Source organism: Xanthomonas sp. NCPPB 3959 (assembly GCF_056675575.1).
This window is the reverse complement of sequence record NZ_JBWWVR010000009.1, coordinates 1-24464: the sequence shown is the minus strand read 5'-3', so window position 1 is coordinate 24464 and position 24464 is coordinate 1. Positions and strand designations below refer to the sequence as shown.

Annotated in this window: 22 protein-coding genes; 12 read left to right on the top strand and 10 right to left on the bottom strand. The window is 63.9% G+C overall.

The annotated features are described in order from the left end of the window. Positions 1-79: 79 nt before the first annotated feature. From AC1KVG_RS11935 to prmB, 4 genes are read right to left on the bottom strand one after another with little or no spacing between them, the layout of a single operon-like run. Complete coding sequence (locus AC1KVG_RS11935) at positions 80-1168, bottom strand: 2-hydroxyacid dehydrogenase (protein ID WP_481094538.1); 1089 nt, start codon at positions 1166-1168, stop codon at positions 80-82. After that, positions 1161-2264, bottom strand: coding sequence for a chorismate synthase (aroC, locus tag AC1KVG_RS11930; RefSeq protein WP_481094537.1), 1104 nt, complete (start codon positions 2262-2264; stop codon positions 1161-1163). The genes AC1KVG_RS11935 and aroC overlap by 8 nt, the downstream gene beginning before the upstream one ends. After that, complete coding sequence (locus AC1KVG_RS11925; RefSeq protein ID WP_481094536.1) at positions 2254-2742, bottom strand: hypothetical protein; 489 nt, start codon at positions 2740-2742, stop codon at positions 2254-2256. Before AC1KVG_RS11925 ends, aroC begins: the two co-directional genes overlap by 11 nt. Continuing rightward, on the bottom strand, positions 2732-3658 hold the full coding sequence (gene prmB, locus AC1KVG_RS11920) for a 50S ribosomal protein L3 N(5)-glutamine methyltransferase (RefSeq protein WP_006450475.1): 927 nt from the start codon (positions 3656-3658) through the stop codon (positions 2732-2734). The genes AC1KVG_RS11925 and prmB overlap by 11 nt, the downstream gene beginning before the upstream one ends. Positions 3659-3738: 80 nt before the next feature. Here prmB and AC1KVG_RS11915 point away from each other — a divergent pair, with 80 nt between their 5' ends. Next, positions 3739-4389 (top strand): SCO family protein, encoded by a 651-nt coding sequence (locus tag AC1KVG_RS11915; protein WP_481094535.1) that lies wholly within the window; start codon positions 3739-3741, stop codon positions 4387-4389. After that, a complete protein-coding gene (gene asd, locus AC1KVG_RS11910) occupies positions 4386-5234 on the top strand; it encodes an archaetidylserine decarboxylase (protein WP_481094534.1) in 849 nt (282 codons plus the stop codon). The genes AC1KVG_RS11915 and asd overlap by 4 nt, the downstream gene beginning before the upstream one ends. A 373-nt stretch (positions 5235-5607) precedes the next feature. On the opposite strand, the gene AC1KVG_RS11905 is transcribed toward asd, so the two are convergent. Next, entirely contained in the window at positions 5608-7191 is a 1584-nt protein-coding gene (locus tag AC1KVG_RS11905) for a transglycosylase SLT domain-containing protein (protein WP_481094533.1), read from the bottom strand. 293 nt (positions 7192-7484) lie between these two features. Between AC1KVG_RS11905 and AC1KVG_RS11900 the strand changes: the two genes are divergently transcribed. Both AC1KVG_RS11900 and AC1KVG_RS11895 read left to right on the top strand, forming a co-directional pair. Beyond that, complete coding sequence (locus AC1KVG_RS11900; protein ID WP_481094532.1) at positions 7485-8990, top strand: helicase HerA-like domain-containing protein; 1506 nt, start codon at positions 7485-7487, stop codon at positions 8988-8990. 25 nt (positions 8991-9015) lie between these two features. Next, positions 9016-9537, top strand: a complete 522-nt coding sequence (locus AC1KVG_RS11895; protein ID WP_481094531.1) for a hypothetical protein — start codon at positions 9016-9018, stop codon at positions 9535-9537. Between the two features lie 202 nt (positions 9538-9739). Here the strand turns inward: AC1KVG_RS11895 and nudK are convergent, their stop codons facing one another. After that, a complete protein-coding gene (gene nudK, locus AC1KVG_RS11890; protein WP_481094530.1) occupies positions 9740-10339 on the bottom strand; it encodes a GDP-mannose pyrophosphatase NudK in 600 nt (199 codons plus the stop codon). A gap of 618 nt (positions 10340-10957) precedes the next feature. Here nudK and AC1KVG_RS11885 point away from each other — a divergent pair. Next, entirely contained in the window at positions 10958-12232 is a 1275-nt protein-coding gene (locus AC1KVG_RS11885) for a hypothetical protein (protein WP_481094529.1), read from the top strand. A gap of 617 nt (positions 12233-12849) precedes the next feature. Here the strand turns inward: AC1KVG_RS11885 and AC1KVG_RS11880 are convergent. Beyond that, on the bottom strand, positions 12850-14316 hold the full coding sequence (locus AC1KVG_RS11880; RefSeq protein WP_481094528.1) for a rhomboid family intramembrane serine protease: 1467 nt from the start codon (positions 14314-14316) through the stop codon (positions 12850-12852). A 104-nt stretch (positions 14317-14420) separates the two neighbouring features. On the opposite strand from AC1KVG_RS11880, the gene greB reads away from it, so the two are divergent. Further along, positions 14421-14927, top strand: a complete 507-nt coding sequence (gene greB, locus AC1KVG_RS11875) for a transcription elongation factor GreB (RefSeq protein WP_043889830.1) — start codon at positions 14421-14423, stop codon at positions 14925-14927. 117 nt (positions 14928-15044) lie between these two features. On the opposite strand, the gene rimO is transcribed toward greB, so the two are convergent. Beyond that, entirely contained in the window at positions 15045-16418 is a 1374-nt protein-coding gene (gene rimO / locus AC1KVG_RS11870) for a 30S ribosomal protein S12 methylthiotransferase RimO (RefSeq protein ID WP_205394339.1), read from the bottom strand. A 182-nt stretch (positions 16419-16600) separates the two neighbouring features. On the opposite strand from rimO, the gene AC1KVG_RS11865 reads away from it, so the two are divergent. From AC1KVG_RS11865 to AC1KVG_RS11850, 4 genes are all read left to right on the top strand, one after another. Beyond that, positions 16601-17263, top strand: a complete 663-nt coding sequence (locus tag AC1KVG_RS11865) for a dienelactone hydrolase family protein (protein WP_481094527.1) — start codon at positions 16601-16603, stop codon at positions 17261-17263. Continuing rightward, positions 17260-17712 (top strand): HIT family protein, encoded by a 453-nt coding sequence (locus AC1KVG_RS11860; protein WP_481094526.1) that lies wholly within the window; start codon positions 17260-17262, stop codon positions 17710-17712. Before AC1KVG_RS11865 ends, AC1KVG_RS11860 begins: the two co-directional genes overlap by 4 nt. A 27-nt stretch (positions 17713-17739) precedes the next feature. Then, positions 17740-17907 (top strand): LiaI-LiaF-like domain-containing protein, encoded by a 168-nt coding sequence (locus AC1KVG_RS11855; RefSeq protein WP_006452352.1) that lies wholly within the window; start codon positions 17740-17742, stop codon positions 17905-17907. Positions 17908-18250: 343 nt separating this feature from the next. After that, the gene (locus AC1KVG_RS11850; RefSeq protein WP_481094525.1) at positions 18251-18436 is read left to right on the top strand and encodes a LiaI-LiaF-like domain-containing protein; all 186 of its coding nucleotides are present in this window, start codon (positions 18251-18253) and stop codon (positions 18434-18436) included. Positions 18437-18462: 26 nt separating this feature from the next. Here the strand turns inward: AC1KVG_RS11850 and dcd are convergent, their stop codons facing one another. After that, positions 18463-19032, bottom strand: coding sequence for a dCTP deaminase (dcd, locus tag AC1KVG_RS11845; protein ID WP_481094524.1), 570 nt, complete (start codon positions 19030-19032; stop codon positions 18463-18465). A 96-nt stretch (positions 19033-19128) separates the two neighbouring features. After that, positions 19129-19980, bottom strand: a complete 852-nt coding sequence (gene apbC, locus AC1KVG_RS11840) for an iron-sulfur cluster carrier protein ApbC (RefSeq protein WP_055827655.1) — start codon at positions 19978-19980, stop codon at positions 19129-19131. A 339-nt stretch (positions 19981-20319) separates the two neighbouring features. On the opposite strand from apbC, the gene AC1KVG_RS11835 reads away from it, so the two are divergent. Both AC1KVG_RS11835 and AC1KVG_RS11830 read left to right on the top strand, forming a co-directional pair. After that, positions 20320-23310 carry a TonB-dependent receptor plug domain-containing protein gene (locus AC1KVG_RS11835; RefSeq protein WP_481094523.1) on the top strand — a complete coding sequence of 997 codons (2991 nt, stop codon included), beginning with the start codon at positions 20320-20322 and terminating at the stop codon, positions 23308-23310. A 374-nt stretch (positions 23311-23684) separates the two neighbouring features. Continuing rightward, a partial coding sequence (locus AC1KVG_RS11830; protein WP_481094522.1) for a carboxypeptidase-like regulatory domain-containing protein occupies positions 23685-24464 on the top strand: 780 nt, incomplete at its 3' end.

Sequence of the window (24464 nt, the reverse complement as noted above, 5' to 3'; positions counted from 1 at the left end):
TCTTTATCGAAAGAGGAAAGAGGGGAACGCGCTTGCGCAGTGGGTTCGGGGAACCTCCAAAGCTGGCCGCGGAGGTTCCCTATCGTTTGGTCGTGGTGGTTTTGGTCGCGCCGGTTTTGATCGCTGCGCCATCGCTCGCGCCCACGCGCGCGCCGCCCTGTTTGGCAGCGGCCACCGCGTCGGCATTGAGTGCGCTGGGCGGATGCCCGGCATTGGGGCCGTGGCCCAGCGCAGCGATCAGGTTGTCCACCGCCAGTTGCACCATGGCGCGGCGCGTGGCCAGGCTGGCACTGCCGATATGCGGGGTGAGCACCACGTTGCGCAAGGCCAGCAGCTCGGGGCGTACTGCAGGTTCGCCTTCGTAGACATCCAGGCCGGCACCGGCCAGGCGCCCGTTGGCGAGCGCATCGGCCAGCGCGATTTCATCGACAAGGCCGCCGCGCGCGATATTCACCAGCGTGGCAGTGGTGCGCATCTTGCCCAGCGCTGCAGCATCGATGATGTGGTGCGAGGCCTTGGTGTACGGCAGCACCAGGACCAGGTGATCGGACTGCGCCAGCAAGGTGTCGAAATCCACATAACGCGCACCCACCGCCTGTTCGGTCTCGGCCGGCAACTGGCTGCGGTTGTGATACAGCACGCGCATGCCGAAACCGTGCCCGCCGCGGCGGGCGATGCCCTGCCCGATCCGGCCCATGCCCAGAATACCGAGCGTGCTGCCGTGGATATCGGCGCCGAGCATGGTCTTGAACGACCACTGTCCCCACTGCCCGTCGCGTAGCCAGCGCTCGGATTCGGTGATGCGACGCGCGGTGGCCATCAGCAATGCAAAGCCGAGATCGGCAGTGGTTTCCGTCAATACATCCGGCGTATTGCTGGCCAGAATGCCGGCCGCACTCAACGCATCGAGATCCAGATTGTTGTAGCCCACACCGACGTTGGCGATCGCGCGCAGCTGCGGCGCAGAAGCGATTTCTGCAGCACCGATACGCTCGTTGAGGGTGATCAACGCACCATCCAGCGATGCCAGCTGCGTAGCCAGATCGGCCGGCGAATAGGCAGTGACGCGCGCGGTGGTGGTCAGCTCGAAATGCTCGCCCAACTGCGCGACGACATCGTCGAACAGGGGCTGGCTGACCCACACCTTGGCGCGCCGCGACTCAGACATCGAGTTGACCGGGAATCCGCGGCGACACCTCGCCGACATCGCCGCATTGGGCGCGATGACGCAAGGCCTGATCCATTAACACCAGCGCCATCATCGCCTCGGCGATCGGGGTGGCGCGAATGCCCACACAGGGGTCATGGCGACCGGTGGTGATCACATCCACCACTGCGCCTTCCGCATCCACGGTTGCGCCAGGCAGGCGCAGGCTAGAGGTCGGCTTGAGCACCATCGAGGCGGTGATCGCCTGGCCGGTGGAAATGCCGCCCAGGATGCCGCCGGCATGGTTGCTGAGAAAGCCTTCCGGGGTGATCAGGTCGCGGTGTTCGGTGCCCTTCTGCGCAGCGCTGGCAAAGCCGTCGCCGATCTCCACGCCCTTGACCGCATTGATGCTCATCAGCGCAGCAGCCAGTTCGGCATCGAGCTTGCCGTAGATCGGCTCGCCCCAACCCGGCGGCACGCCGCCGGCCACCACGTCCACGCGCGCACCGACCGAATCGCCGGATTTGCGCAGCGCATCCATATAGGTTTCCAACTCCGGCACCTGCGCGGCATGCGGCCAGAAGAATGGATTGTCTTCCACCGCATTCCAGTCGAAACCGGTCGGGCGGATCTCGCCCAGCTGCGATAAAAAGCCGCGCACCAACACGCCGTAACGCTGCTTGAGCCACTTCTTGGCAATGACGCCAGCAGCCACGCGCATGGTGGTCTCGCGCGCGGACGAGCGCCCGCCGCCACGCGGATCACGGATGCCGTACTTCTGCCAATAGGTGTAGTCCGCATGCCCGGGGCGGAACTGCTGGGCGATGTTGCTGTAGTCCTTGCTGCGCTGATCGGTGTTGCGGATCAGCAAGCCGATCGGCGTGCCGGTGGTGCGGCCTTCGTAGACGCCGGACAGGATCTCGATCTCGTCGGCCTCGCGGCGGGCCGAGGTGTGCCGGCTCTTGCCGCTGGCACGCCGCTGCAGATCGTGGGTGAACTCTTCCGGCGCGATCTCCAGGCCCGGAGGGCAGCCGTCGATGACGCAGCCGATCGCCGGCCCATGCGATTCGCCGAAGGTACTGACCGTCAACAAGCGACCAAAACTGTTACTGCCCATGACGGCATCCTCTCAACAATGCAGCAGGTGACGTGGCGCGCAAGATGCGCGGCAGATGACGTGCCGCCACCAGCATCGGCGCCACTGCCAACAAGCCGCTGAACACCAGCACAAACACATCCAGCTCGTCACGCCCGCTAAGCAGCCACTCGGCAAGCAGGTACAGCGCAACGCCGATTCCGACCAGCAGGCCGAGTGCCACGATCAGCGTGCGGCGCCGATGCGCGCGCAAGGCCGCATCCGAACTGACCACCACGATCCATGCCGACACCAGGCCGAAAAACGCCATCAGGCCAAAACCAATCTCCGCCGCCGCGCTCAACCAGCGCTGAGTCGAAGGGCCGCCGTACATCGGGTCGAACACGCGATACACCACGTCGAGCAAGCCGAGCGGAATGCCCACACCGAAGATGGACACCGGCACCAGCAACAGGAGATCGCTCAGCTGCGGCCGCGGTGTGGACGACTCAGCGTGCACTGGCCAACTCGGTGATGCGCGCAGCATGCGCGATCAATTCGCGGCATTCCACCGCAAAGATGCCCATTTGCCCGACCTTGAATTCGACCCAGGCAAAATCCACTTCCGGCAGCAGCTTGATCAGATGCTGCTCTGATTCGCCCACTTCGCAGATCAGCAAACCGTCTTCGCTCAGGTGCTGCGGCGCATCGCGCAGGATCTTCAGCACCAGGTCCAGGCCATCGTCGCCCGCACGCAAGCCCAGCTCCGGCTCGTAGGAATACTCCTGCGGCAGCGCGTCGGTTTCGTCGTTGGTGACGTACGGCGGATTGGTGACGATCAGGTCGTACTGGCGACCGCCCAGCCCGGTAAACAGATCCGACTTGAGCAAAGTGACGTTGTCGGCGTGCAGGCGTGCCTTGTTTTCGGCCGCCAGTGCCAGCGCGTCGTCGCTGATGTCCACGCCGTCCACGTCCCACTGCGGGTTGTAGTGGCCCATGGCGATCGCGATACAGCCCGAGCCGGTGCACAGGTCCAGCGCACGGGTGACTTCGCGGCCGCCCAGCCAGGGCTCGAAGCCGGCTTCGATCAGCTCGGCGATCGGCGAGCGCGGCACCAATGCGCGCGCATCGCTCTTGAAACTCAGGCCGGCAAACCAGGCCTCGCCGGTCAGATACGCTGCCGGCACGCGCTCGCTGATGCGGCGTTCGAACAAGCCCAGTACCTGCTCTTTTTCCGAGCGCAGCAGACGCGCCTGGCCGTAGGCCGGGCCGAGATCGTGCGGCAGATGCAGGCTGTGCAGCACTAGCTGGGTGGCCTCGTCCAGCGCATTGTCGTAGCTGTGGCCGAAGGTCAGACCGGCTGCATTGAAACGGCTGGTGCCGTAGCGGATCAGGTCGATGATGGTGTGCAGTTCGTCGGCCGCGGCGGCAGTCATGGCAACAACTAAAGAGGAATCGGCCCACGATTATAGAGGTCGGATCGGTATCATGAGCGTCCGTTGCAGTGGAAACCGCCATGTTCAATCGCAATACCGGCATCGTGCTGCTGGTGGCGCTGGCCGCCGGCCTGGGGCTGTTGCTGGGCCAGAAGTTCCTCGGCGCCGCGCCCAGCTCGCCGTGGCCGCCCACCAAGACCATCACCTTCTATCCGCAGCCACGCACCCTGCCGCAGTTCAGCCTGCGCCAGTCCGATGGTACCCAGATGGTGCCCGGTGAGCTGAAGGGGCATTGGACGCTGGTGTTTCTGGGCTTCACCTTTTGCCCGGACGTCTGCCCGACCACCTTGACCGATCTGGCGGTGGCACAGCAGCAGTGGGCAAGCATTCCGGATGGGCTGCGCCCGCGCGTGCTGTTCGTGTCGGTGGACCCGCAGCGCGACCCGCCTGCGCGCCTTGGCGAGTATGCGCACGCCTTCCACAAAGACACGCTGGCGGCAACCGCCGATGTGCCGGCGCTGGAGCGCTTCGCCACCGCGCTGGGCTTCGTGTTTCAGAAGGTGCCGGGCAAGGGCTTCGCGCAGAATCCCAACGACTACAGCATGGATCACTCGGCCGGCATCGCCGTGCTCGACCCGCAAGGCCGCCTGGCCGGCCTGATCCGTCCCCCGCTCGACCCGAAGGCGATCGCCGCCGACCTCCAACAGCTGACCAAGGTAACCGCTCCGTGAGTCTCGTCACTTCCCTGACCTACGTGCTGCCGCACCGGCTGTTGTCCTCGATGGCGCGCGCACTGGCCTACTCCGATACGCCGTCCACCAAGCAGTGGTTGATCGACACGGTGACGCGCAAGTTCGGCGTGGACCTGAGCGAAGCATTGGAGCCCGACCCGCGCGCGTATCCCACCTTCAATTCGTTCTTCACCCGCACCTTGAAGCCGGGCGCCCGCGTTCCCGACGCAGACCCCGCAGCCGTGCTGATGCCGGCCGATGGCCGTATCAGCCAGCTTGGCCCGATCGAGAACGGCCGTATCTTCCAGGCCAAGGGGCAGTCGTTCACTGCTGCCGAACTGCTCGGCGATGCCGAGGCCGCGCTGCCGTTCAACGACGGGCTGTTCGCCACCGTCTATCTCTCGCCCAAGGACTACCACCGCGTGCATATGCCGTGGACCGGCACCTTGCGCGAAACCGTGCACGTACCCGGCCGTTTGTTCAGCGTGGGCCCGGATGCGGTACGCAACGTGCCACGCCTGTTCGCCCGCAACGAGCGTTTGGTGTGCCACTTCGATACCGAGTTCGGCCCGATGGCCTCGGTGATGGTGGGCGCGCTATTGGTGTCCGGCGTGGAGACGGTGTGGAGCGGCGTGGAGATTCCGCGCTATGGCGATCGCATTACCCGTAAGGATTACCGCGGCAAGGGAATCGTATTGGAGCGATTTGCGGAGATGGCTCGCTTTAACTACGGATCTACCGTGATCGTGTTGCTGCCGCCGGGTGTGGCCAAGCTTGATAGCGGGCTTGCTGCAGAGACAGCGGTGCGTCTGGGGCAAGCGCTCGCACATCGCCAGTTGAGCTGATCACAGCTGCGCGCCTGCGGTTGCCCGCCTCGGTGCGTAAGTGAAGGCGCCTTTGCAGGGGCGAGCCTTCCCGTGATTGGACGGGCTCGATAACGCCTCGCGCCAGCGCGCTTTACACCCAATGCAACAAGCGATGCTGGCGTGCAGCGACGCCGTTGTAGGAGCGGGCCCGACCGCGACAGCGCGTTCGCAGCGGGGCTTGGAGCGCACGCGTCTTTGGCAACCAGCCTCCGATGTAGGAGCGCTCCCGCATTCGCCTGAAGGACCGGGACCGCTTCGTCGCGGCCAGGTCCGCTCCTACGGGCGCCGGCCCGGCGCCCATGCGGCGGCCCGGCACCGATGCGACTCGCCGGCGCGATACCGCCCGCGCTGGTCAGCGGTCGCAGCCCGCCAGCTTGATGCTCTGCCCCGGCTTGAGCGCGTACGACGGCGCCTTCAGCCCATTGGCCTTGGCAAGCGTCTTGATCTCGCACTGGTACTTATTCGCCACGCGGCCGAGCGTGTCGCCCTTGGCGACGGTGTAGCTGCGCGCCTGCTTGGCCTTGGGCTTGGCGACGACCGGCTGGCCGGTGGCCACGGTGGTCGGCACGCCGGGCATCGGGCTGACGTCGCCCACGGCCACGCTTGGCATGTACTCGGGGGCGCTGCTGCTGCGCACGATCGCGCTGTTGAGGTCGGCGGTGATCAGCGTGCGCGCCAGATCCGCACGCGGGCCGTTGACGCAGTAGCGCGTGTACAGGCTGGCGATGCGGTTGGTGGCATTGATGACCGTGCCGGCCGGAATCCAGCCATCGGATTCGTAGCGCGGATTGAGGTTGCGCAACGCGCGCATATAGCCGTCGCGCGTGCCCATGCTGCCCAGGCAGATGGTGAGCTCGTAGATGGTCGTCGACTTGGCGAGCTTGAGCGTGGCCGGCTGCGCATCGAGCTTGGCGAAGTCCACGCCGTACTGGCGCGGGTGCAGGAAGATCCAGGCCGCGGCGATCACCATCGGCACGTAGTCCTTGGTTTCGGCCGGAAACTGGTTGTACACGTCCTGTTCCCAGAACCCGCGCCCGCCGCTCTGCGAGAACACGCGTGCCGCACGGCCTTCGCCACCGTTATAGGCGGCCAGCGCCAGCTCGATGTTGCGGTTGAGCCCGGCCATGCGCTCGTTGAGATACGCGGCACTGGCTTCGGCGGCGCTGCGTGCATCGAAACGCGTATCGAAGCCGGTGCCGTCCGGGCCCAGGCCGAAACGACGCCCGGTGGCCGGCATGAACTGCATCAGCCCGGCCGCACCGGCACGCGAGCTGGCGTGCACCTTGCCATTGGATTCCTTGGCCATGATGCCGAACAGCAGCGCTTCGGGCAGGCCGCGCTTCTGCCATTCCGGCCACATCACCCCGCGCAGGTTGCTGTAGTTCTCATAGCTGGTCAGCAGCGCCGGGCGCATGTCGGTCAGCCAGCGGCGAATACCGGCCTGCACCGCCGGGTTGTACTGCACCATCTTGTCGAAATCGTGGCGCTGGTCGTTGAGCAGCGTGGCCGCACGTGCGGCTTCTGGCACGCCGTTGTTCGCCGGGCCGAGATGATCCGGGTCGGCCTGCAGCAAGCTGTCGTCGTCTTCCGGGTCTTCGGCGGCCGGGGCCTCGGCGTCGGCGCGCGCCTTCAGCAGGCGCTTGTAGGTGGCCAGCTGATTGGCGACCAGGCAGCCGCGCTGCTTGATGCAGGCGTCAATGACGTCTTCCATGTCCTCCAGCGCGGCATCGCCTTCGGCAGTGCCCTTGGGATCGGAGTTGTTCACCAGCACCAGCGCGTCGCGGTAGCGCTTTTCGGCGGCGGCCATGCGGGTATCGAGCACGGCGGCTTTCTCCGTGTCGCGTTTGGAGATGGCATGGGCAGCGGGGACGACAGACATCAGCGCCACCAGTGCCAGAACCGGCCATGGGCGCAAAGCAAAATGAGCGAGCGGCATCGTAGGCAGTACAGCGGAAAGGCAGGCAGGGTAGCCGCCGGGGCGACACCGGGGCAAGGCGGCACCGCCGGCAGGGTCAGTGGGCCGTTAGATTGATCGATGGATTAAGTGGTTGGAATGGCTGCTGGCTGGTTCCCGTGATTTGCGCCCGTTGCTCCTGCGAGTTGCCCGGCGGCATGGCTCTTTGACGTCTCGCGCCGGCATGCGGACTCGCTGTGCCACCACGATGCCCCACCGGAATTGCCAGCAAGCATTGCCGGATAGAATCGCGTTTTCCCCACCGGATCTGCGCAATGGCCTCGTTCCTGCTCGGCAAAGGCGTCACCGACGACATCGCGGTGATGCTGGAAGGACGCTTCGGCAACCGCCACGGCCTGGTCGCCGGCGCCACCGGTACCGGCAAGACCGTCACCTTGATGACCCTGGCCGAAGGCTTCTCGCGGCTGGGCGTGCCGGTGTTCCTGGCTGACGTGAAAGGCGACGTGGCCGGTCTGGCGGTTGCCGGCGACGGCGCAGCCGGCGTGTTGCAGCGCGCCACGGAAGTGGGCATCACCGATTACGCGCCGGCCGCCAACCCGGTGGTGTTCTGGGATCTGTACGGCAAGCTCGGCCACCCGGTGCGCACCACCGTCAGCGAGATGGGCCCCACCCTGCTCGCGCGCATTCTGGAACTCAACGACACCCAGTCCGGTGTGCTGGACATCGTGTTCAAGCTGGCCGACGACCGTGGACTGCTGTTGCTGGATCTGGACGACCTACGCGCGCTGCTGGCGTTGGTGGTGGAAGAACGCAAGGAGCTGTCCACCAGTTACGGGCTGGTCTCCAGCCAATCGGTGGCCGCGATCCAGCGCTCCTTGCTGCGTCTGGCGCAGGACGGCGGCGAGCAGTTCTTTGGCGAACCCGCACTCGAATTGGCCGAACTGATGCGCGTGGCACCGGACGGCCGCGGCGTGATCGGCATCCTGGCGGCCAACCAACTGGTGCTCAAGCCGAAGCTGTATTCCACCTTCCTGCTGTGGCTGTTGTCGGAACTGTTCGAGCGTTTGCCCGAGGTGGGCGACCTGGAACAGCCAAAGCTGGTGTTCGTGTTCGACGAAGCGCATCTGCTGTTCGACGACGCGCCCGCCGCGCTGGTGCAGCGTATCGAACAGGTGGTACGGCTGATCCGTTCCAAGGGCGTGGGCGTGTACTTCTGCTCGCAGTTTCCCGACGATATTCCGGACAACATCCTTGGCCAGCTCGGCAATCGCGTGCAGCACGCGCTGCGTGCCTACACCCCGCGCGATCAGAAAGCGGTCAAGACCGCGGCGCAGACCTTCGTCGCCAATCCCAAGCTCGACGTGGCAACCGCGATCTCCAGCCTGGGCACCGGCGAGGCGCTGGTGTCACCGCTGCAAGGCAAGGGCGTGCCCGCACCGGTGCAGCAGACCCTGATCGCCCCACCGCGCTGCCGCATGGGCGCCATCAGCGAGACCGAACGCGCGCAGGTGCGTGCCGCCAGCCCGGTCGGCACCCGCTACGACACCGCCATCAACCGCGAATCGGCCGCCGAACTACTGGCACGCCGCGTCGAACAGGTGGCCGAGCACAACGCCGCACCACCGGCGCGCACCCGCGAGGATGACGACGCGCAAGACAGCGGCTTCGGCAAGGCGGTCAAGGATGCCGTCTTCGGCACCAGCCGCCGCCAGGGCATGCTCGAAGCGATGGCCAAGCAGACCTCACGCACGGTGGGCAACAAGATCGGCCAGCAGATCGTGCGCGGCCTCTTCGGTAGTATTTTTGGTGGGAAGCGTTGAACCCAGACATTAAGGAGGAAGCACCATGAGCAAGGATGCCAAGAAGACCCTGCTGGCCTGCACGATCGCCCTCGTGCTTGTCGTCGTCAGCACGGCCTCAGCTGAACAGAAAGATCGGAGTGATCTTTGGCCTCTAAAGCGGCAGCAGGTACTGACCGGCACCTACACAGGGCAACTCGCCTCCTACACGCAAGACTGCCAGACTGTCCGCGCAGAGCTTTTTCTTTCGATGCCGACTCCCAGCAGAAACATGCAGCGTTACACGTTAAAAACCACCTGCATCGCTGGCAACCAACTGAACGGCCCACCCCGGACGATTACCGGTGCCTGGGACCTAGACGAGGCGAGCGGTAGCTGTCTGGTGCTCAACTTCATAGACGTCCACGATCCGATGGTCGGACCGAACATCTACGGGTTTGCCGTCGAAGAGGATCCTCTCCCCTCGGACCACAAGCATCCCATTTACGTTCTCGCTCAAGACGGCCATAACTGCCACAGCGGCAGATCACCGGAATACGACGACAAGGTGCTTAGAAGGGTGCGCTGACAACGGCACGCCTTGGTTTGCGCGAAGGACTGTGGCAAAGAAAGGCCAGTCTTTTTCAATGGATTGGCTGTCTATAGTTCTGCTTCTACCGACATGAGCACTGACGCGCAAGACGGGCAATTTTGCGGTCATTGCAAAGACTCCGACGCGACACCTCCCGCCGACTAGCAACGCCCGTGCTCCAATGAAGCTTATGTTCGAGTTAAGTCAACACACCATGCAACTTGGCGTACTGCAGCAACATGATGGTCTTGGCATCGGCGATGTCGCCTGAGCCGATCATCGCCAGCGCTGTATCGAGCGACAGTTCCAGCACCTCGATCTCTTCGCCGTCTTCTTCGACACCGCCGCCGTCACTGACCTTGTCGCCATCGAAGTATTCGCCGACGAAAAAGTACAGGCGCTCAGTAACTGAGCCAGGGCTCATGAACGCCTCGAACACCTTGCGCACGTTGTCGATGCGATATCCGGTCTCTTCTTCGGTTTCCTTGCGGATGCAGGTCAGCGCATCGTCCTGGTCAAGCAAGCCGGCGCAAGCTTCGATCAGCATGCCGTCCGCATTGCCGTTGAGTAGCGTCGGCAGGCGAAACTGGCGGGTCAGCATCACCGTCTGTTTGGCACGGCTGTAGAGCAGGATCGTGGCGCCATTGCCGCGGTCGTAGGCCTCGCGCGACAAGGTCTGCCAGCGGCCGTCCTTGCGCTGAAAATCAAAGGTGACCTTGCGCAGCACATACCAATTGTCCGACAGCACATCGATGCTGCGAATGCGAACCTGCGGGTTGCCGGTGGCGGATGGATTCAAGCGACACTCCTTGTGATGCGAGCGACAGTGGTGCCACGAACGTGGCGCGTCTGGTCGCTCGAAAGATCCGCAGTGACTGCGGCGGGTCGACAGTCTACCGATGACCAAGATCCGGAGCATTACATCATCTACTGAAGCACTGCACGTGTCGCATATCGACATGTAAAGGCCTGCATTGCGATCAGTACGTACTAGGCCAATGATTCCACGCTGCCGGTTCATTCAGACCGCGACGCTACACTGTCGACTGAAGCACGGAAGTGCGTACGTCACCAGGATAACGAACCGCACGACCGCGACGTCGGCATTACTCGCGCGACCGGCAATATGTCGCGACCACATATCCATACGCAACGCCGGCACCACTTTGCAAACCCTCTAATTGCCATCACGTGCTCCTCGAGCCAGACGCTTTCTTCGATAGCGCACGGCCCACTGAACCGTCGATACCTATGCCCAACCTTGCGCAGTTCGTGTCATTCCACATGCGGCTACGCGCCAAGCCCCCACCCGCTGCCGTGCATTACCGGGCTCAACAGGCAGGCGCCGTTACATCCCAATTGCACGGCGACGCGCACCACCGCACAATCCCTTCACATCACACGCTTGGGGAGCGTCATGGAAGACCGTTTTCGCGCACGCAAGGTTGCAGTGCAGGCCGCGCCGGCACCGTTCTGGACCCGCATTCCCGCCATCGCCACCTACCCGCTGCGCGGTTCGGCGCTGTACGCGCTGATTGCGCTGACCCTGTGCAGCGCGCTGCTGGTGTTGCCAGGCATCCTGAAACTGCTGATCGCCGGCGTGCTGGGCATGGCGACCTACACCTATGCCTTCGACATCCTGCGCCACAGCGCAGATGGGCAAGCCGACGCACCGCGACTCGGCTACAACACGTTCGATAGCGCCGTACTGAGATTGATCCTGCTGGCGCTTGCGCTGGGCATCGTCATCGGTGCGGCCGGCGTACTGGCCGGCAAGCCCGGTTTGACCGTTGCGTATCTGGTGGTGCAGCTGTTGCTGCCAGGCATGATGATTGCGCTGGCCATCGACGGCAGCCTGCGCCGCGCACTCAACCCGGCAGTGTCGATCGACATGGCGCTGCGCATCGGCTGGCCGTACCTGGCCGCCTACGGCCTGCTGTATGTGATCCAGGGCAGCGGCACGGCAGCGGTGTTCATTGCGGTGAAATATCTGCCGCCGGTCGTACGGGAAGCGACCGTTGTGATTGCCTCGATCTGGAGCCTGTTCGCCAGCTTCCATCTGATGGGCTATCTGGTGTACCAGTACCACGAAGAACTCGGCTATGTGCCCAGCAGTGGCGCGGCAGTCGAGCGCGAAGACCCGGATCAACGCCTGCTCGACGAAGCAGAGCAGTACCTGCGCGACGGACATGCCGACGAAGCCTTTCAAGCGTTACGCGGCGCGGTGCGATCACGCGCAGTGAGCCTTGCCGTGCATGAGCTGTATCAGCGTCTGCTACGGCAACATCATCGCAACGACGAACTGCACGAACACACGCGCCACTACATCAATCGCTTGCTGCAGGAAAAACAGGAGCGCCGTGCACTCACCTTGCAGCGCGAAGCACTGGACAGCAATCCTGCATTTACACCGCTGACGCCTGAGCAAGCCACACTGCTGGCCGAGCGCGCCAAGATGGCCGGGCAATTCCAGCTGGCGACCGACGGCCTGCTAGCAGCCATCGGCGCATGGCCGCGCGACGTGATGCTACCAACGTGGTCGCTCGACGCAGGGTTGCTGCTGGCCGAACGTTTCGGCCGCGATGACCAGGCGCGTGCAGTGCTGCAAAACGCCCTTGATCAGTGCGAAAACGATGCACTGCGCGCGAAGCTGCAAGCTGCGCTGAAAGCGGTGGCGATTCAACCGGCTTGAGTGGCTGGCAAATTTTTTGACGGAGCTAATCGGATCTTCCGTCATCGGACAGTCTCGCGGCGTCTACTGCTCGCGACCATGCGGCCAAGGGCCCTGCAGCAAACCCGCATCACCGAGGGCGCAGTGCCCTCACCGCTCGCGGGACCTTACGCGGCATGGATGCCGCGTAAGAGCTTACAGGGACGTACTTGCAGCGTGTCCCGCGATGGTGGGCGGGCAAGGGCCCTGTAGCAAACCCGCATCGCCGAGGGCGCGGTGCCCTCACCGCTCACGGGACACGCCGTGAATCCATCCCTGGAGGCTCGGTGGCGGCATCCATGCCGCCACACGGTCCCGCAAGCGGCGAGGACACCGCACCAGAGAGTTGATCGGTTGCTTTGTTTAAAACCATGCACACCGACCATCTCGACTGGCCCTTGCCCGTCCACCGTCGCGGGACCTTACGCGGCATGGATGCCGCGTAAGAGCCTACACGGACGTACTTGCGGCGTGTCCCGCGACGGTGGGCGGGCAAGGGCCCTGCAGCCAAACCGCAGATCATCCGCTCTGCAATCGATAGACGGTCGATAGACGATTAATAGTCGGTTTGTCGCAGCAAGCCAGCAAGCCGAACCGGCTCACCCATTGTCGAGCAGAAAGCGCGCCTTGTTGGCTTGGCCTTGCTCCGGAAACTGCTCCAGCACCAGCTGCAACAAGCGCGTACGTTGCGCGCCATCCTGCAGCTCGCCGTGGCGCAAGGCCAGTACGAACCAGTGCTGCGCCAACTCCGCGCGCGACGCACTGAGTTCGCATTCTTTCAACAGCCGCTCGGCGTCGGCCAGCAGCCCATTGCGCATGCACGCACCGATCAAGGCCAGCCGTGCCGGCAGCGCGCAATCAATCTTGGCCTTACTCAGCTCGGCAGCGACCGCCAGCTGGATGCGCGTCTGCTCGGCGTGATGCGTCTGCAGCTGCAACAGCGTCTGCGCATGCCGCAAGCTGTCCTGGCGATGGCCTGCATTGCGCGCGGTGCGATAACGCGCCAGTGCCACCTCCAAATTGTGCGACTGCTCGCCGGCCAACTCGGCTAGTAAGCGTTCGGCCTCGACGTTTTCCATGCGTCCCAGATGCCGCTGCGCGCGCTCCCAGCGATCGTCCACCAGCACGGCATCGCCCTCTTCCATGAAGGCAGGTCGGGTGCGCCGCAACAGCACCAGCAAGGCACCGAGCAGCGCGCCACTGACCAACCCACCGGCATGCGCCTCGAAGGCGACCGCGGCATTGTCGCTCGACAACAGGCTGTACAGCTCCCAGCCCAACCACAGCGGCAACAGCAGAATCGCCGGGCCACGCACATAGTTGAATACCACGAAAAACCAGTAGAAAAACCGTACTTTGCGCCGCCCCCAGACCACGCAGAACGCGCCCATCAGTGCCGCGATCGCACCGGATGCGCCCAACCCGCCGCCCGGCTCGCCCCAGCGCCACCACAGGCTGGCCGCGCTGGCGCCGAACCCGCCGAGCAGATACAGCAGCAGAAACCAGCCGCTGCCGATCGCCCCTTCCAGCAAGGTGCCAAGCGCCAGCAGGAACAGCATGTTGCCCAGCAGATGATCGAAACTGCCATGCAGAAATGTCGCCGTCAGCATCCGTGCCGGCGACCACTCCGAGCTACGCTGCAGATGGCGCAGCGTAAATACCTTGGACAGGCGCGCGTCATAGGGCGCACGCAATGCGCGCCATTCGCGCAAACGTTCCTCGTCCTTGAACAGCGTGCCGCTGCGCAATGCCTGCGCGAACGCCACATCGTTCATCGTCAGATGCGCCAGATACGCAATGCGTTGGCGTGTGGGCACGCTGTCCAATTTGGCTTTGCGCGCGGCGCGGAGCTTGGCGTCGCGGGTTTGCTCCAGATAGCGCACATGGGCTTGCGCCTCCAACGCACCCAGCCCCGAGTCGACGTAATAGCGCACCGCATTTTCGACCAAAGCGTCGTCCTTGCGCTGATAGCCCAGGTAGACCGCCGCATTGATCAGCACCAGCAGCAGCGTCACCCAGGGAATGTTCTGGCGCGACCAGGGTTTGTGCAGCGGCATCAGTAGCATGACGGCGTCCGTGTCCGAGAACGCAAAGCTTCGCTGTGCGGCGGCAGATGCGCAAGCAGGTCATGCGCGCTAGCATCGCGTCCCCGCCGACCGACACACCGCCCATGAGCCGCTGGCGCCCGCCTGCCGAAAAAAGCACTGCGCTGATAACGCCCGAAGGCCATGCACGGCTCAAGGCCGAGCTGGAAGATCTGTGGCGCGTGCGTCGGCCAGAGGTAGTGCGCGCGCTGGCTGCAGCCGCCGCAGAAGGCGACCGCTCGGAGAATGCCGAATACACCTATCGCAAGAAGCAGCTCGGCGAGATCGACCGCCGTGTACGTTATCTGAGCAAACGGCTGGAAGCCCTGCGCGTGGTGGATACCGCGCCGACCGACCCGCGCGCGGTGTTCTTCGGCGCGCAGGTCGAGTTGGAAGACGCCGACAGCGGCGACCTGCTGCACTACCGCATCGTCGGTCCGGACGAAACCGACGCCGGACGCGGCTGGATCAGCATCGACTCGCCGCTGGCGCGCGCATTGCTGAAAAAACGCGTGGATGACGAATTCGAAGCGCAGCTGCCGTCCGGCAAGCACACCTTCGTGGTGGTGTCGGTGGATTACGCGAGCCAGTAGCCGCGCGAATCTGCTGACCTGTAGGAGCGCACTTGTGCGCGACAGGGCGTTATCGATAACGCCTCATCGCGCACAAAGTGCGCTCCTACGGACCGCGGTGTCCCGACACCTGACCGGTTACACCATCTGCAGATTCAACGACCGTCCTTGCTGGATCGGGGCATTGGCCGGCAATGCATCGCCGAACAGATCGTGCTCATCGCTGTCGGTGATCTCCACATCGACCAGATCGCCGATCTTCAATCCAAGCTCGCCGCCATTCTGGATATGCACCAGCCCATCGATTTCAGGCGCGTCCGCGCGCGAACGGGCCACGGCGATATCGTCTTCGATCAGGTCGACCAGGCATTGCTGCACGCTGCCGATCTTGGCTTCCAGCCGCGCGGCGGAAATCTCTGCCTGCTTGGCCATGAAACGCGCCAGACGCTCTTGCTTGAGTTCTTCCGGCACCGGGTCCGGCAATGCGTTGGCGCTGGCGCCTTCCACTGGAGAATACGCGAACGCACCCACGCGATCGAGCTGCGCCTGGTCCAGGAAATCGAGCAAGGATTCGAACTCGGCATCGGTCTCGCCGGGGAAGCCGACGATGAAGGTGGAGCGCACGGTGATCTCCGGGCACATCGCCTTCCAGCGCTGCACACGCTCCAGCGTCTTCTCCACTGCGCCCGGCCGCTTCATCAGCTTGAGGATGCGCGGGCTGGCGTGCTGGAACGGGATATCCAGATACGGCAGCAGCTTGCCTTCGGCCATCAGCGGAATCACATCGTCTACGTGCGGGTACGGATACACGTAATGCAGGCGCGTCCACACGCCCAGCTCCGACAAACCTTCGCACAATGCCTTCATGCGGGTCTGATACATGCGGTCGCGCCACGGCCGCTCGGCGTATTTCAGATCCACGCCGTAGGCCGAGGTGTCCTGCGAGACTACCAGCAATTCCTTGACCCCGCCGCGCACCAGGCGCTCTGCTTCGCGTAGGACTTCATCCACCGGGCGCGAGGCCAGATCGCCGCGCATAGAGGGAATGATGCAGAAGCTGCAACGGTGATTGCAGCCTTCGGAAATCTTCAAGTACGCATAATGACGCGGGGTCAGCTTGATTCCGTAGTCGGGCACCAGATCCACGAACGGGTCGTGGCGCGGCGGCAATGCCGCATGCACCGCTTCCATCACACTTTGATAGTCCTGCGGGCCGGACACCGCCAGCACCTGCGGATACGCCTCGCGGATCTGCTCCGGGCGCTTGCCCAGGCAGCCGGTGACGATCACCTTGCCGTTGGCGTTCATCGCCTCGCCGATCGCATCCAGCGACTCGGTCACTGCCGAATCGATGAAGCCGCAAGTATTGACCACCACCACGTCGGCGGCGTCGTAACTGGGCACGATGTCGTAGCCCTCCACGCGCAGCTGGGTGAGGATGCGTTCGGAATCGACGAGTGCCTTCGGGCAGCCAAGGCTGACGAAGCCGACTTTGGGGTTCAGCTGGGACATGGAAGCAGGAGCCTGGGGAACGGAGCGGCCTGGGGCCTGAGTGCGGCAATTATAGCGGCGTGCGGGCAACGCTCTGAACCGCCGGGCCTCGCCAGTCCGGCCGGCTTTGCGAAACCCTCACTTTTCACGATGCCAGTCCGGTCGATAATGCGCGCCTCCCTCGCTGCACATCAGGAATTCCCATGGGTCACTGGACCACGCTCGACACCCCCGACGGCCAGGTCGCCGCCTGGCACGCCACTCCGACCACCAGCCCGCGCGGCGGCCTGGTGGTGATCCAGGAGATCTTCGGCGTCAACGAACATATCCGCGCGGTGGCCGATGATTACGCTGCACGCGGCTACGAAGTGCTGGCACCGGCCTTCTTCGATCTGGAAGAAAAGGACGTGCAGCTGCCCTACGACCAGGAAAGCCTGCAGCGCGGCCTGGCCCTGGCCAATGCGGTCGGCCTGGAGCGCGCGGTGGAGGTGGTCAAATCCGCCGCCACCCTGCTCAGCCGCGCCGGCAAGGTCGGCACCGTGGGCTATTGCTGGGGCGGCTCGGTGGCGCTGCTGTCGGCAATCCGCCTGGGCCTGCCGTCGGTGAGCTACTACGGCGGCCGCAACGCCCAGCTGCTGGACGAAACTCCGAAGGCGCCGGTGATGTTCCACTTCGGCGAGCGCGATACCAGCATTCCGCCCGAGGCGATCCAGGCCCACCGCGAGAAGCTGCCGCAGATGGAAACCTTCGTGTATCCGACCGGCCACGCCTTCAACCGCAGCATCGATCCCAACCACTACGACGCCGACAGCGCCGAGCGCGCGTTGGAGCGCACTCTGGGCTTCTTCGAAGCGCATCTGGGATGAGCGGGACCGCGGCAAGCGAATCTGCCCCAAGCAGCTCAGGAGCGAACGACTTCCAGCTAGATCCGCGGCTTGCGGCCGACAGCGTATTCGTCGCCGACGGACCGCTGTCGCAGGTGCGGCTGATGGACGACAGCCGCTTCCCGTGGATCGTGCTGGTGCCGCGGGTGGCCGAGGTCAGCGAATGGATCGATCTGGAGGGTAGTCAGCAACGCCTGTTGCTGGCCGAGATCAATCAGCTCTCGCAGCTGCTGCGCGTCGAGCCTGAGGTGACCAAGCTCAATATCGGCGCGCTGGGCAACATCGTGCGGCAGCTGCACGTGCATCTGGTCGGCCGGCATCCGGGCGATGCGGCCTGGCCTGGCCCGGTGTGGGGCAGCGGCAGCGCGCAACGTTTCGCGCCCGATGCGTTGCGACAGCGTGTCGCTGCGTGGGCGCAACGGCTACGATAGGCGCCCGTCTTTCAACCACCCTTCCGCATGAAATCCAATGTCGTCGCCGCGCTGATCCTGATCCTCGTCGGCCTGCTGTTTCTGGCCAATAACCTGGGCTGGACCAATGTCAGCCTTGGCCGGCTGATCGCCACGTGGTGGCCGGCGGCATTGGTCGCTTGCGGCGTTGGCATGCTGTTTGGGCGAGGCAAGTAGCCGGGAATTGGGAATGGGGTGAGCAGTCGATCAGCCCCGCGCGTAATCAGAGCGCCGAAATCCCTTCTCCCATCGGGAGAAGGTGCCCCGAAGGGGCGGATGAGGGTACGCGCGAAGCCTCATGCGCTAGCCAACTGCAACCTTAGAAACCAGGGTTCCAGCATCCCTGAAAATGTCGACGACCTGATGGCCAGCGATCAACCGCAGGCGACATGGCCACCAATGCAGTCATGACCTCGCGGCCTTCGACATGACCTTTGTCATCCGCAATTGTTGACTTCCGGCACCTGATCGGCGCGCGCGTCGCGCGCAGCATGGCCTCACACCTACCGAGGACATCGCCATGCGCTACCGCCTGATTCCTGCACTGTTTCTGATCACGTTGGGCAGCTTATTCCTGCTGGACAACCTAGGGCTGGCTCGTTTCGATCTTGGCAACCTTGTGTCGACCTGGTGGCCGGCGTTGCTGATCGCCGCTGGCGTGCGCCAACTGATGCGTTACTGGGAGCGCGTGACCGCGACCTGCTGACGCAAGGTCACGGCCGCACTACCGCATCAGGTGCGCGGCAGGGTCACGCCGGTCTGGCCCTGATACTTGCCGCCGCGGTCCTTGTACGAGGTCTCGCAGACTTCGTCGGACTGGAAGAACAGCATCTGCGCCACGCCTTCGTTGGCGTAGATGCGCGCCGGCAGCGGCGTGGTGTTGCTGAATTCCAGGGTCACGTGGCCTTCCCACTCCGGCTCCAGCGGGGTCACGTTGACGATGATGCCGCAGCGCGCGTAGGTGCTTTTGCCCAGGCACACCACCAGGGTGTCGCGCGGGATGCGGAAGTACTCGACCGTGCGGGCCAGCGCGAAGCTGTTCGGCGGGATGATGCAGACATCGGATTCGATATCGACAAAGCTGCCCGGATCGAAGTGCTTCGGGTCGACGATCGTCGAGTTGATGTTGGTGAAGATCTTGAACTCGCGCGAGCAGCGCACGTCGTAGCCGTAGCTGGAGGTGCCGTAGCTGACGATGCGCTGGCCGGCGGCGTCGTGCTTGATCTGGCCGGGTTCGAACGGCTCGATCATCGCCTGCTGCTCGGCCATGCGCCTGATCCAGCGGTCGCTCTTGATGCTCATGTGATGTTCCTTGAAGACGGAAGGCGACGGGCCCAGCGGCCCGCGCGAAGACGGCGAATTCTAACAAGCGGCCGGCACTGCTGGCCGACCCGCGCGCTACAGCAACGAGGCCGAAATCGGAATGCTGGCGCGCGGGCGCTTGCCCAGCTCTTCGGTCAGGCGCGCAGCGGCGGCCAGATAGGCCTTGGCTGCTGCCGACTCGGGCGCGGCAACGACAATCGGCTGGCCGGCATCGCCCTGCTCGCGGATCGCAATCTCCAACGGCAACGACCCCAGCAAGGGCACGCCGTACTGCGCCGCCATGCGTTCGCCGCCGCCTTCGCCGAACAGATGCTCACGGTGGCCGCAACTGGAACAGGTGTGCACTGCCATGTTTTCGACGATGCCCAGCACTGGCACCTCCACCTTTTCGAACATCTTCAAGGCCTTGCGCGCATCCAGCGTGGCGATGTCCTGCGGCGTGGTGACGATCACCGCGCCGGCCACCGGAATCTTCTGCGACAGCGTCAGCTGGATGTCGCCGGTTCCTGGCGGCAGGTCGATCAGCAGGTAGTCCAGGTCATCCCACAGCGTGTCGTTGAACAGCTGGGTCAACGCCGAGGTCGCCATCGGCCCGCGCCAGATCATCGGCGTGTCCTGGTCGACCAGCAAGCCGATCGACATCGCTTCGATGCCGAATGCGCGCAGCGGCTCGATCGACTTGTTGTCCGGGCTGTCCGGCCGCCCGCTCAACCCAAGCATCGCCGGCACGCTCGGCCCGTAGATGTCCGCGTCCAGCACACCGACGCGCGCGCCCTGCTGACGCAAGGCCAGCGCCAGATTCACCGCCGTGGTGGACTTGCCCACACCACCCTTGCCGGAGCCGACCGCGATCACATTGCGAATCCGCGGATGCGGCGCCAGCGCGCCCTGTACCGCATGCGCGGGGATTCTGCGCTCGCCGGTCATGCGCGGCACACCTGCGCGGAGTCGATCTCCGCGCTCGCAACACCTTCCAACATCGTCGTCATTGCCTACCTGAATTCGTCGTGGGCGCAGCGGCAGCGACGAAAAACGCCGCCGGGTACTGCGCCATGGAGGTGGTCAGTGTACCGGCTCGTCCAGACACATCCGCCCTGGCGACTTCGCTGAAGAAATTCACACAAGCCGATACGAATGTGTCAAGCGAAGACATATTTCACAAATATAGACACACTCTTAAGGAATTGTTACGTTCGGGATCAAGTTCAGCCGCCGCTCAGCGAGCACGGCTGTTTCGCCAAACCCCAGCGAGGAATCTGCAAGGTCATGTCGAGTCGTCTTCCGCAACACGCACACCGCCATCGTTTGAGCACCGCATTATTTGCCGTACTGGCCGCTTCTGCCGGACAGGCTGCAGCGCAATCAGAAAACGGTGTCGCGCCCGGCACCACCGATCTGGACAAGGTCACCGTCACCGGCTCGCGCATCGCGCGTACCGGCTTTGTGACGCCCTCGCCGGTCACGGCGATCAGCGCCGAAGAAATCCGCGCCACCGGCGCGACCACCATCAGCGACCTGATGGCACGCATGCCTGCGCTGGCGCCGAGCTACACGCTGGGCAATTCCACCCGCTTCATCGGGACCGCCGGTCTGGGCCTGCTCGACCTGCGCGGCATGGGCGTGGATCGCACCCTGGTGCTGGTCAACGGGCGTCGCCACGTGGGTTCCAGCCCGGGCTCGACCGCCGTGGACGTCAACACGATCCCGGTGGAATGGGTCGAACGCGTCGAAGTCATCACCGGTGGCGCCTCGGCCGTGTACGGCGCCGACGCAGTGGCCGGCGTGGTCAACTTCATCCTCAAGAAGAACTTCACCGGGTTCGAGACGCGCGCGCAGACCGGCCTGGCCGATGAGGGCAACTACAACCGCTCCTTTGCCAGCTTCTCGGCAGGCACCGACTTTGCGGAGGGCCGCGGCAACATCGCGGTGTCTGGCGAATACAGCAAGCAGGACCGCTTCGGCCGCGGCAACCGCGCCATCGGTCGCGAGTACCTGGTGTCGGTGCAGAACCCCAATTTCGATCCCACCCGCCCTCCGAGCGAGAGCAATCCGCAGAACGTACTCAGCGGCCCGGGCGGCAACCATTCCACGTCCTACGGCGGCACCTTCAACCTGGGCACGTTCGATTTCCGCAACCCGGCCAGCTACGGCAACCGCTACCTGTTCAACGACGACGGCAGCTTCCGCCGCAATCGCTACAACGGCACGGTAGTGAGCAACACCTCGTGTGTGGACTGCGATTTCGCCGATCTGAACGCGGTGGCCGACCTGCAGCCCGGCTTCGATCGCAAGAGCGTCAACACCATGATCAACTTCGAGATCAGCGAGAACCATCGCCTGTTCTTCGAAGGCAAGTACAGCGAGACCGATTCGGAATTCTTCGGCCAGCCGGCGTTCGACAGTTCGCTGCGCGTGCGTCGCCAGAATCCGTATGTCAGTCCCGAACTCGGTGCGCTGATGGATTCGCGCGGTGCCACGCAGATCCTGATGAACCGCTTCAACGTCGATGCCGGTCGTCGCGGCGAGAACATCGAGCGCAAGACCTATCGCGCGGTGCTCGGTGCGGAAGGTAACTTCACCGATAACTGGACCTACGACGTGTCTGCCAACTACGGCAAGACCACGGTCGACCGTCTGAACCTCAACAACCGCATCAACGAGCGCTGGCAGGCCGGTATCGATGCCGCGCGCGATGCCAGCGGCAACATCGTCTGCCGCACCACGCTGGATCCGAACGCGATCAACCCCAATACTAACCGCGTCTATTCGGCGCTGGCACGCGAAGGCTGCGTGCCTTTCAGCGTGTTCGGCAATGGCGCGGTCACGCCGGAAGCCGCCGCATGGTTCAACACTACCGCGCGCGCGCAGGCCAAGATCCAGCAAACCGTGTTCAGCGCATCGGTGGCCAACAGCAACCTATTGTCGCTGCCGGCCGGCGACATCGGTTTTGCCGGTGGCGTGGAATACCGCAAGGAGCAGAGCGAGGAAATCACCGATCCGTTGGCAGCCTCGGGCGTGACCTTCCTCAACGCCATCCCCAACAGCGGCGGCGAGTACACCGTCAAGGAAATCTTCGTCGAAAGCACCATTCCATTGCTGGCCGGCCTGCCGGGCGTGGATCGACTGGCGCTGGATGTGGCAGGGCGCTATTCGGACTACGACAGCATCGGCTCGACCAAGACCTGGAACGTGGGCCTGGACTGGACCATCATCCCGTCGCTGCGTCTGCGCGGCACCGTGGCACAGGCGGTGCGTGCACCCAGCATCGGCGAGTTGTACGACTCGCAGAGCGAGAACTTCGCGACCATCAACGATCCTTGCAACTACCTGCCGACCAATTCCAATCGTCCTGGTACCGCTGGCGACGTGGCATTGCGCCAGGCCAACTGCAGCGCGCTGGGCGTGCCGGTCGGTTGGATCGACACCTACACCGCCACCCGCCCGGGTGTGAGCGGCGGCAATCCAGAGTTGAAGCCGGAACGCGCGCGCAGTCTGTCGTATGGTCTGGTCTGGCAACCGGAGTTCTTCGAAGGCTTCGGCATGTCGATCGACTACTGGCGCATCGACTTGCAGGACGCGATCGGCACGGTGACTGCAGAGACCAACGCGACGCGCTGCGTGGACAATCCGGGCGGCATCGACAACAGCTTCTGCGGCTTCGTGCAGCGCGCCCCGCTGGGTGGATTCACCGACCCGCAGGGACGCATCTATCCCGAGCACAGCATCATCGGCTGGCAGGCGCTCAACGAAAACCTGTCACGCTCGCGGCGTGTGGGCGTGGATCTGGAAATGGACTACCGCTTCCAGATTGGCCAAGGCAATACGGTGCTGCGCTTCGTCGGCACGCGCCTGATCCAGTCGCGCGAATGGGTGTTCCAGGACTTCCCGGCCGAGTACGACGAGTACGTGACATACGTGACCGACCCGCGCTGGCGCGCGCAGTTCCAGACCAAGTACAACTGGAACGAATGGCGCGCGTCGTGGGACATGAACTACGTGGACGGCAATCTGCGCGTGACCCCGGAGAGCTACAACAGCAACCCGGGCTCGGCCAGCCCGATCAAGAACGGCTCGTACACGTACCACAACTTCCAGTTCGGCTATCAGTTCCCCGGCTCGAAGATCGACGTCTACCTGGGCATCGACAACGCCTTCGACAAGGACCCGCCGCGCAACTACTTCGGCTCGGATTTCAATTCTGCGCTGTATGACAACGTCGGGCGGTTCTTTTACCTGGGCACGACAGTCCGGTTCTGAGGCCTGTTGGCGATGCATCGAAAAGACCCCGTTTGACGGGGTCTTTTTTGACTTCATGTTTCAGATGAAACCAGCAACACGCGACAATCAGTTACTGATATGGCGGCAAGGTAGCGTTCGGTTGAGCCGCTCGATGTCACGCCGCATCGCGCGCACTGACAAAAATGAATACTAGCGTGACTCAAGCCGGGCGGTATTCGCATGCCAGGCAATTTGTGCGCAGATCCGCATATTCGATGCGGATCTCGCCCTTTTCATTAACGAATCATTCAAAAGGCTTGCGACTCAGCCCACAGATTCATTACGTTCGGGTTAAGGCCATCTGACTCTTCGATGACCGCCACTTCTCCCGATACCCAGTTGAAAGGTTAGGAATGAGCAATCAATTTCGTCGCCACGCCCTCAAGCGCACCGCTCTGGCTGTTGTGCTCGGCGCGTGTCTCGCCAACGGTGCGGTCTACGCACAAAGCACGACCGGCAGCATCTACGGTAGCGCTCCCTCGGAAGCGGGCAGCACCATCGTCGTGCAGAGCGACACCGGCCTCAGCCGCACGATCACCATCGACGCCAATGGCCGTTACAACCTCGGCTCGTTGCCGGTGGGCGCCTATACCGTCACCCTCAAGCGCGGCGATCAGGTCGTCGATACCCGCAAAAATGTGCAGCTGCGCGTAGGGTCCGGCACAGAGGTGTCGTTTGCTGGCGCAACTGCCAGCGGCAGCACCGACGCAACGACGCTCGGCGCGATCACTGTGACGGCCGCCAATGCGCCGAAGATCGATGTCAGCTCCACCAGCTCGCGCTCGGTGATCACGTCTCAACAGCTTGCAACCCTTCCACTGGGCCGTAGTGCCGAAGCGATCGCGCTGCTTGCTCCCGGTGCTGTTTCAGGTGCCGGCGCATTCAACAACGGCTCGCGCTCCGTCGTGTCTTTCGGCGGCTCAGGCGTCACTGAAAATGCCTATTACATCAACGGTTTCAACGTCAGCAATCCGCTCAGCAACTTGGGTGGCGTCAGCCTGCCCTACGGCGCCATCGACCAGCAGGAAACCTATACGGGCGGTTATAGCGCTAAATACGGCCGTTCCACCGGCGGCGTGATTAACCAGCTTGGCAAGCGCGGAACAAACGAGTGGCATTTCGGTGCTCAAGCA

What these genes read in the sequence shown, in the direction of transcription:
- prmB (WP_006450475.1), bottom strand. Translation starts at nt 3,658, where the DNA reads ATGACTGCCGCCGCGGCCGACGAACTGCACACCATCATCGACCTGATC.
- AC1KVG_RS11865 (WP_481094527.1), top strand. Translation starts at nt 16,601, where the DNA reads ATGGGTCACTGGACCACGCTCGACACCCCCGACGGCCAGGTCGCCGCC.
- aroC (WP_481094537.1), bottom strand. Translation starts at nt 2,264, where the DNA reads ATGGGCAGTAACAGTTTTGGTCGCTTGTTGACGGTCAGTACCTTCGGC.
- AC1KVG_RS11895 (WP_481094531.1), top strand. Translation starts at nt 9,016, where the DNA reads ATGAGCAAGGATGCCAAGAAGACCCTGCTGGCCTGCACGATCGCCCTC.
- AC1KVG_RS11860 (WP_481094526.1), top strand. Translation starts at nt 17,260, where the DNA reads ATGAGCGGGACCGCGGCAAGCGAATCTGCCCCAAGCAGCTCAGGAGCG.
- AC1KVG_RS11835 (WP_481094523.1), top strand. Translation starts at nt 20,320, where the DNA reads ATGTCGAGTCGTCTTCCGCAACACGCACACCGCCATCGTTTGAGCACC.
- AC1KVG_RS11855 (WP_006452352.1), top strand. Translation starts at nt 17,740, where the DNA reads ATGAAATCCAATGTCGTCGCCGCGCTGATCCTGATCCTCGTCGGCCTG.
- AC1KVG_RS11885 (WP_481094529.1), top strand. Translation starts at nt 10,958, where the DNA reads ATGGAAGACCGTTTTCGCGCACGCAAGGTTGCAGTGCAGGCCGCGCCG.
- AC1KVG_RS11850 (WP_481094525.1), top strand. Translation starts at nt 18,251, where the DNA reads ATGCGCTACCGCCTGATTCCTGCACTGTTTCTGATCACGTTGGGCAGC.
- AC1KVG_RS11935 (WP_481094538.1), bottom strand. Translation starts at nt 1,168, where the DNA reads ATGTCTGAGTCGCGGCGCGCCAAGGTGTGGGTCAGCCAGCCCCTGTTC.
- AC1KVG_RS11900 (WP_481094532.1), top strand. Translation starts at nt 7,485, where the DNA reads ATGGCCTCGTTCCTGCTCGGCAAAGGCGTCACCGACGACATCGCGGTG.
- apbC (WP_055827655.1), bottom strand. Translation starts at nt 19,980, where the DNA reads ATGACCGGCGAGCGCAGAATCCCCGCGCATGCGGTACAGGGCGCGCTG.
- AC1KVG_RS11880 (WP_481094528.1), bottom strand. Translation starts at nt 14,316, where the DNA reads ATGCTACTGATGCCGCTGCACAAACCCTGGTCGCGCCAGAACATTCCC.
- rimO (WP_205394339.1), bottom strand. Translation starts at nt 16,418, where the DNA reads ATGTCCCAGCTGAACCCCAAAGTCGGCTTCGTCAGCCTTGGCTGCCCG.
- AC1KVG_RS11905 (WP_481094533.1), bottom strand. Translation starts at nt 7,191, where the DNA reads ATGCCGCTCGCTCATTTTGCTTTGCGCCCATGGCCGGTTCTGGCACTG.
- dcd (WP_481094524.1), bottom strand. Translation starts at nt 19,032, where the DNA reads ATGAGCATCAAGAGCGACCGCTGGATCAGGCGCATGGCCGAGCAGCAG.
- greB (WP_043889830.1), top strand. Translation starts at nt 14,421, where the DNA reads ATGAGCCGCTGGCGCCCGCCTGCCGAAAAAAGCACTGCGCTGATAACG.
- AC1KVG_RS11915 (WP_481094535.1), top strand. Translation starts at nt 3,739, where the DNA reads ATGTTCAATCGCAATACCGGCATCGTGCTGCTGGTGGCGCTGGCCGCC.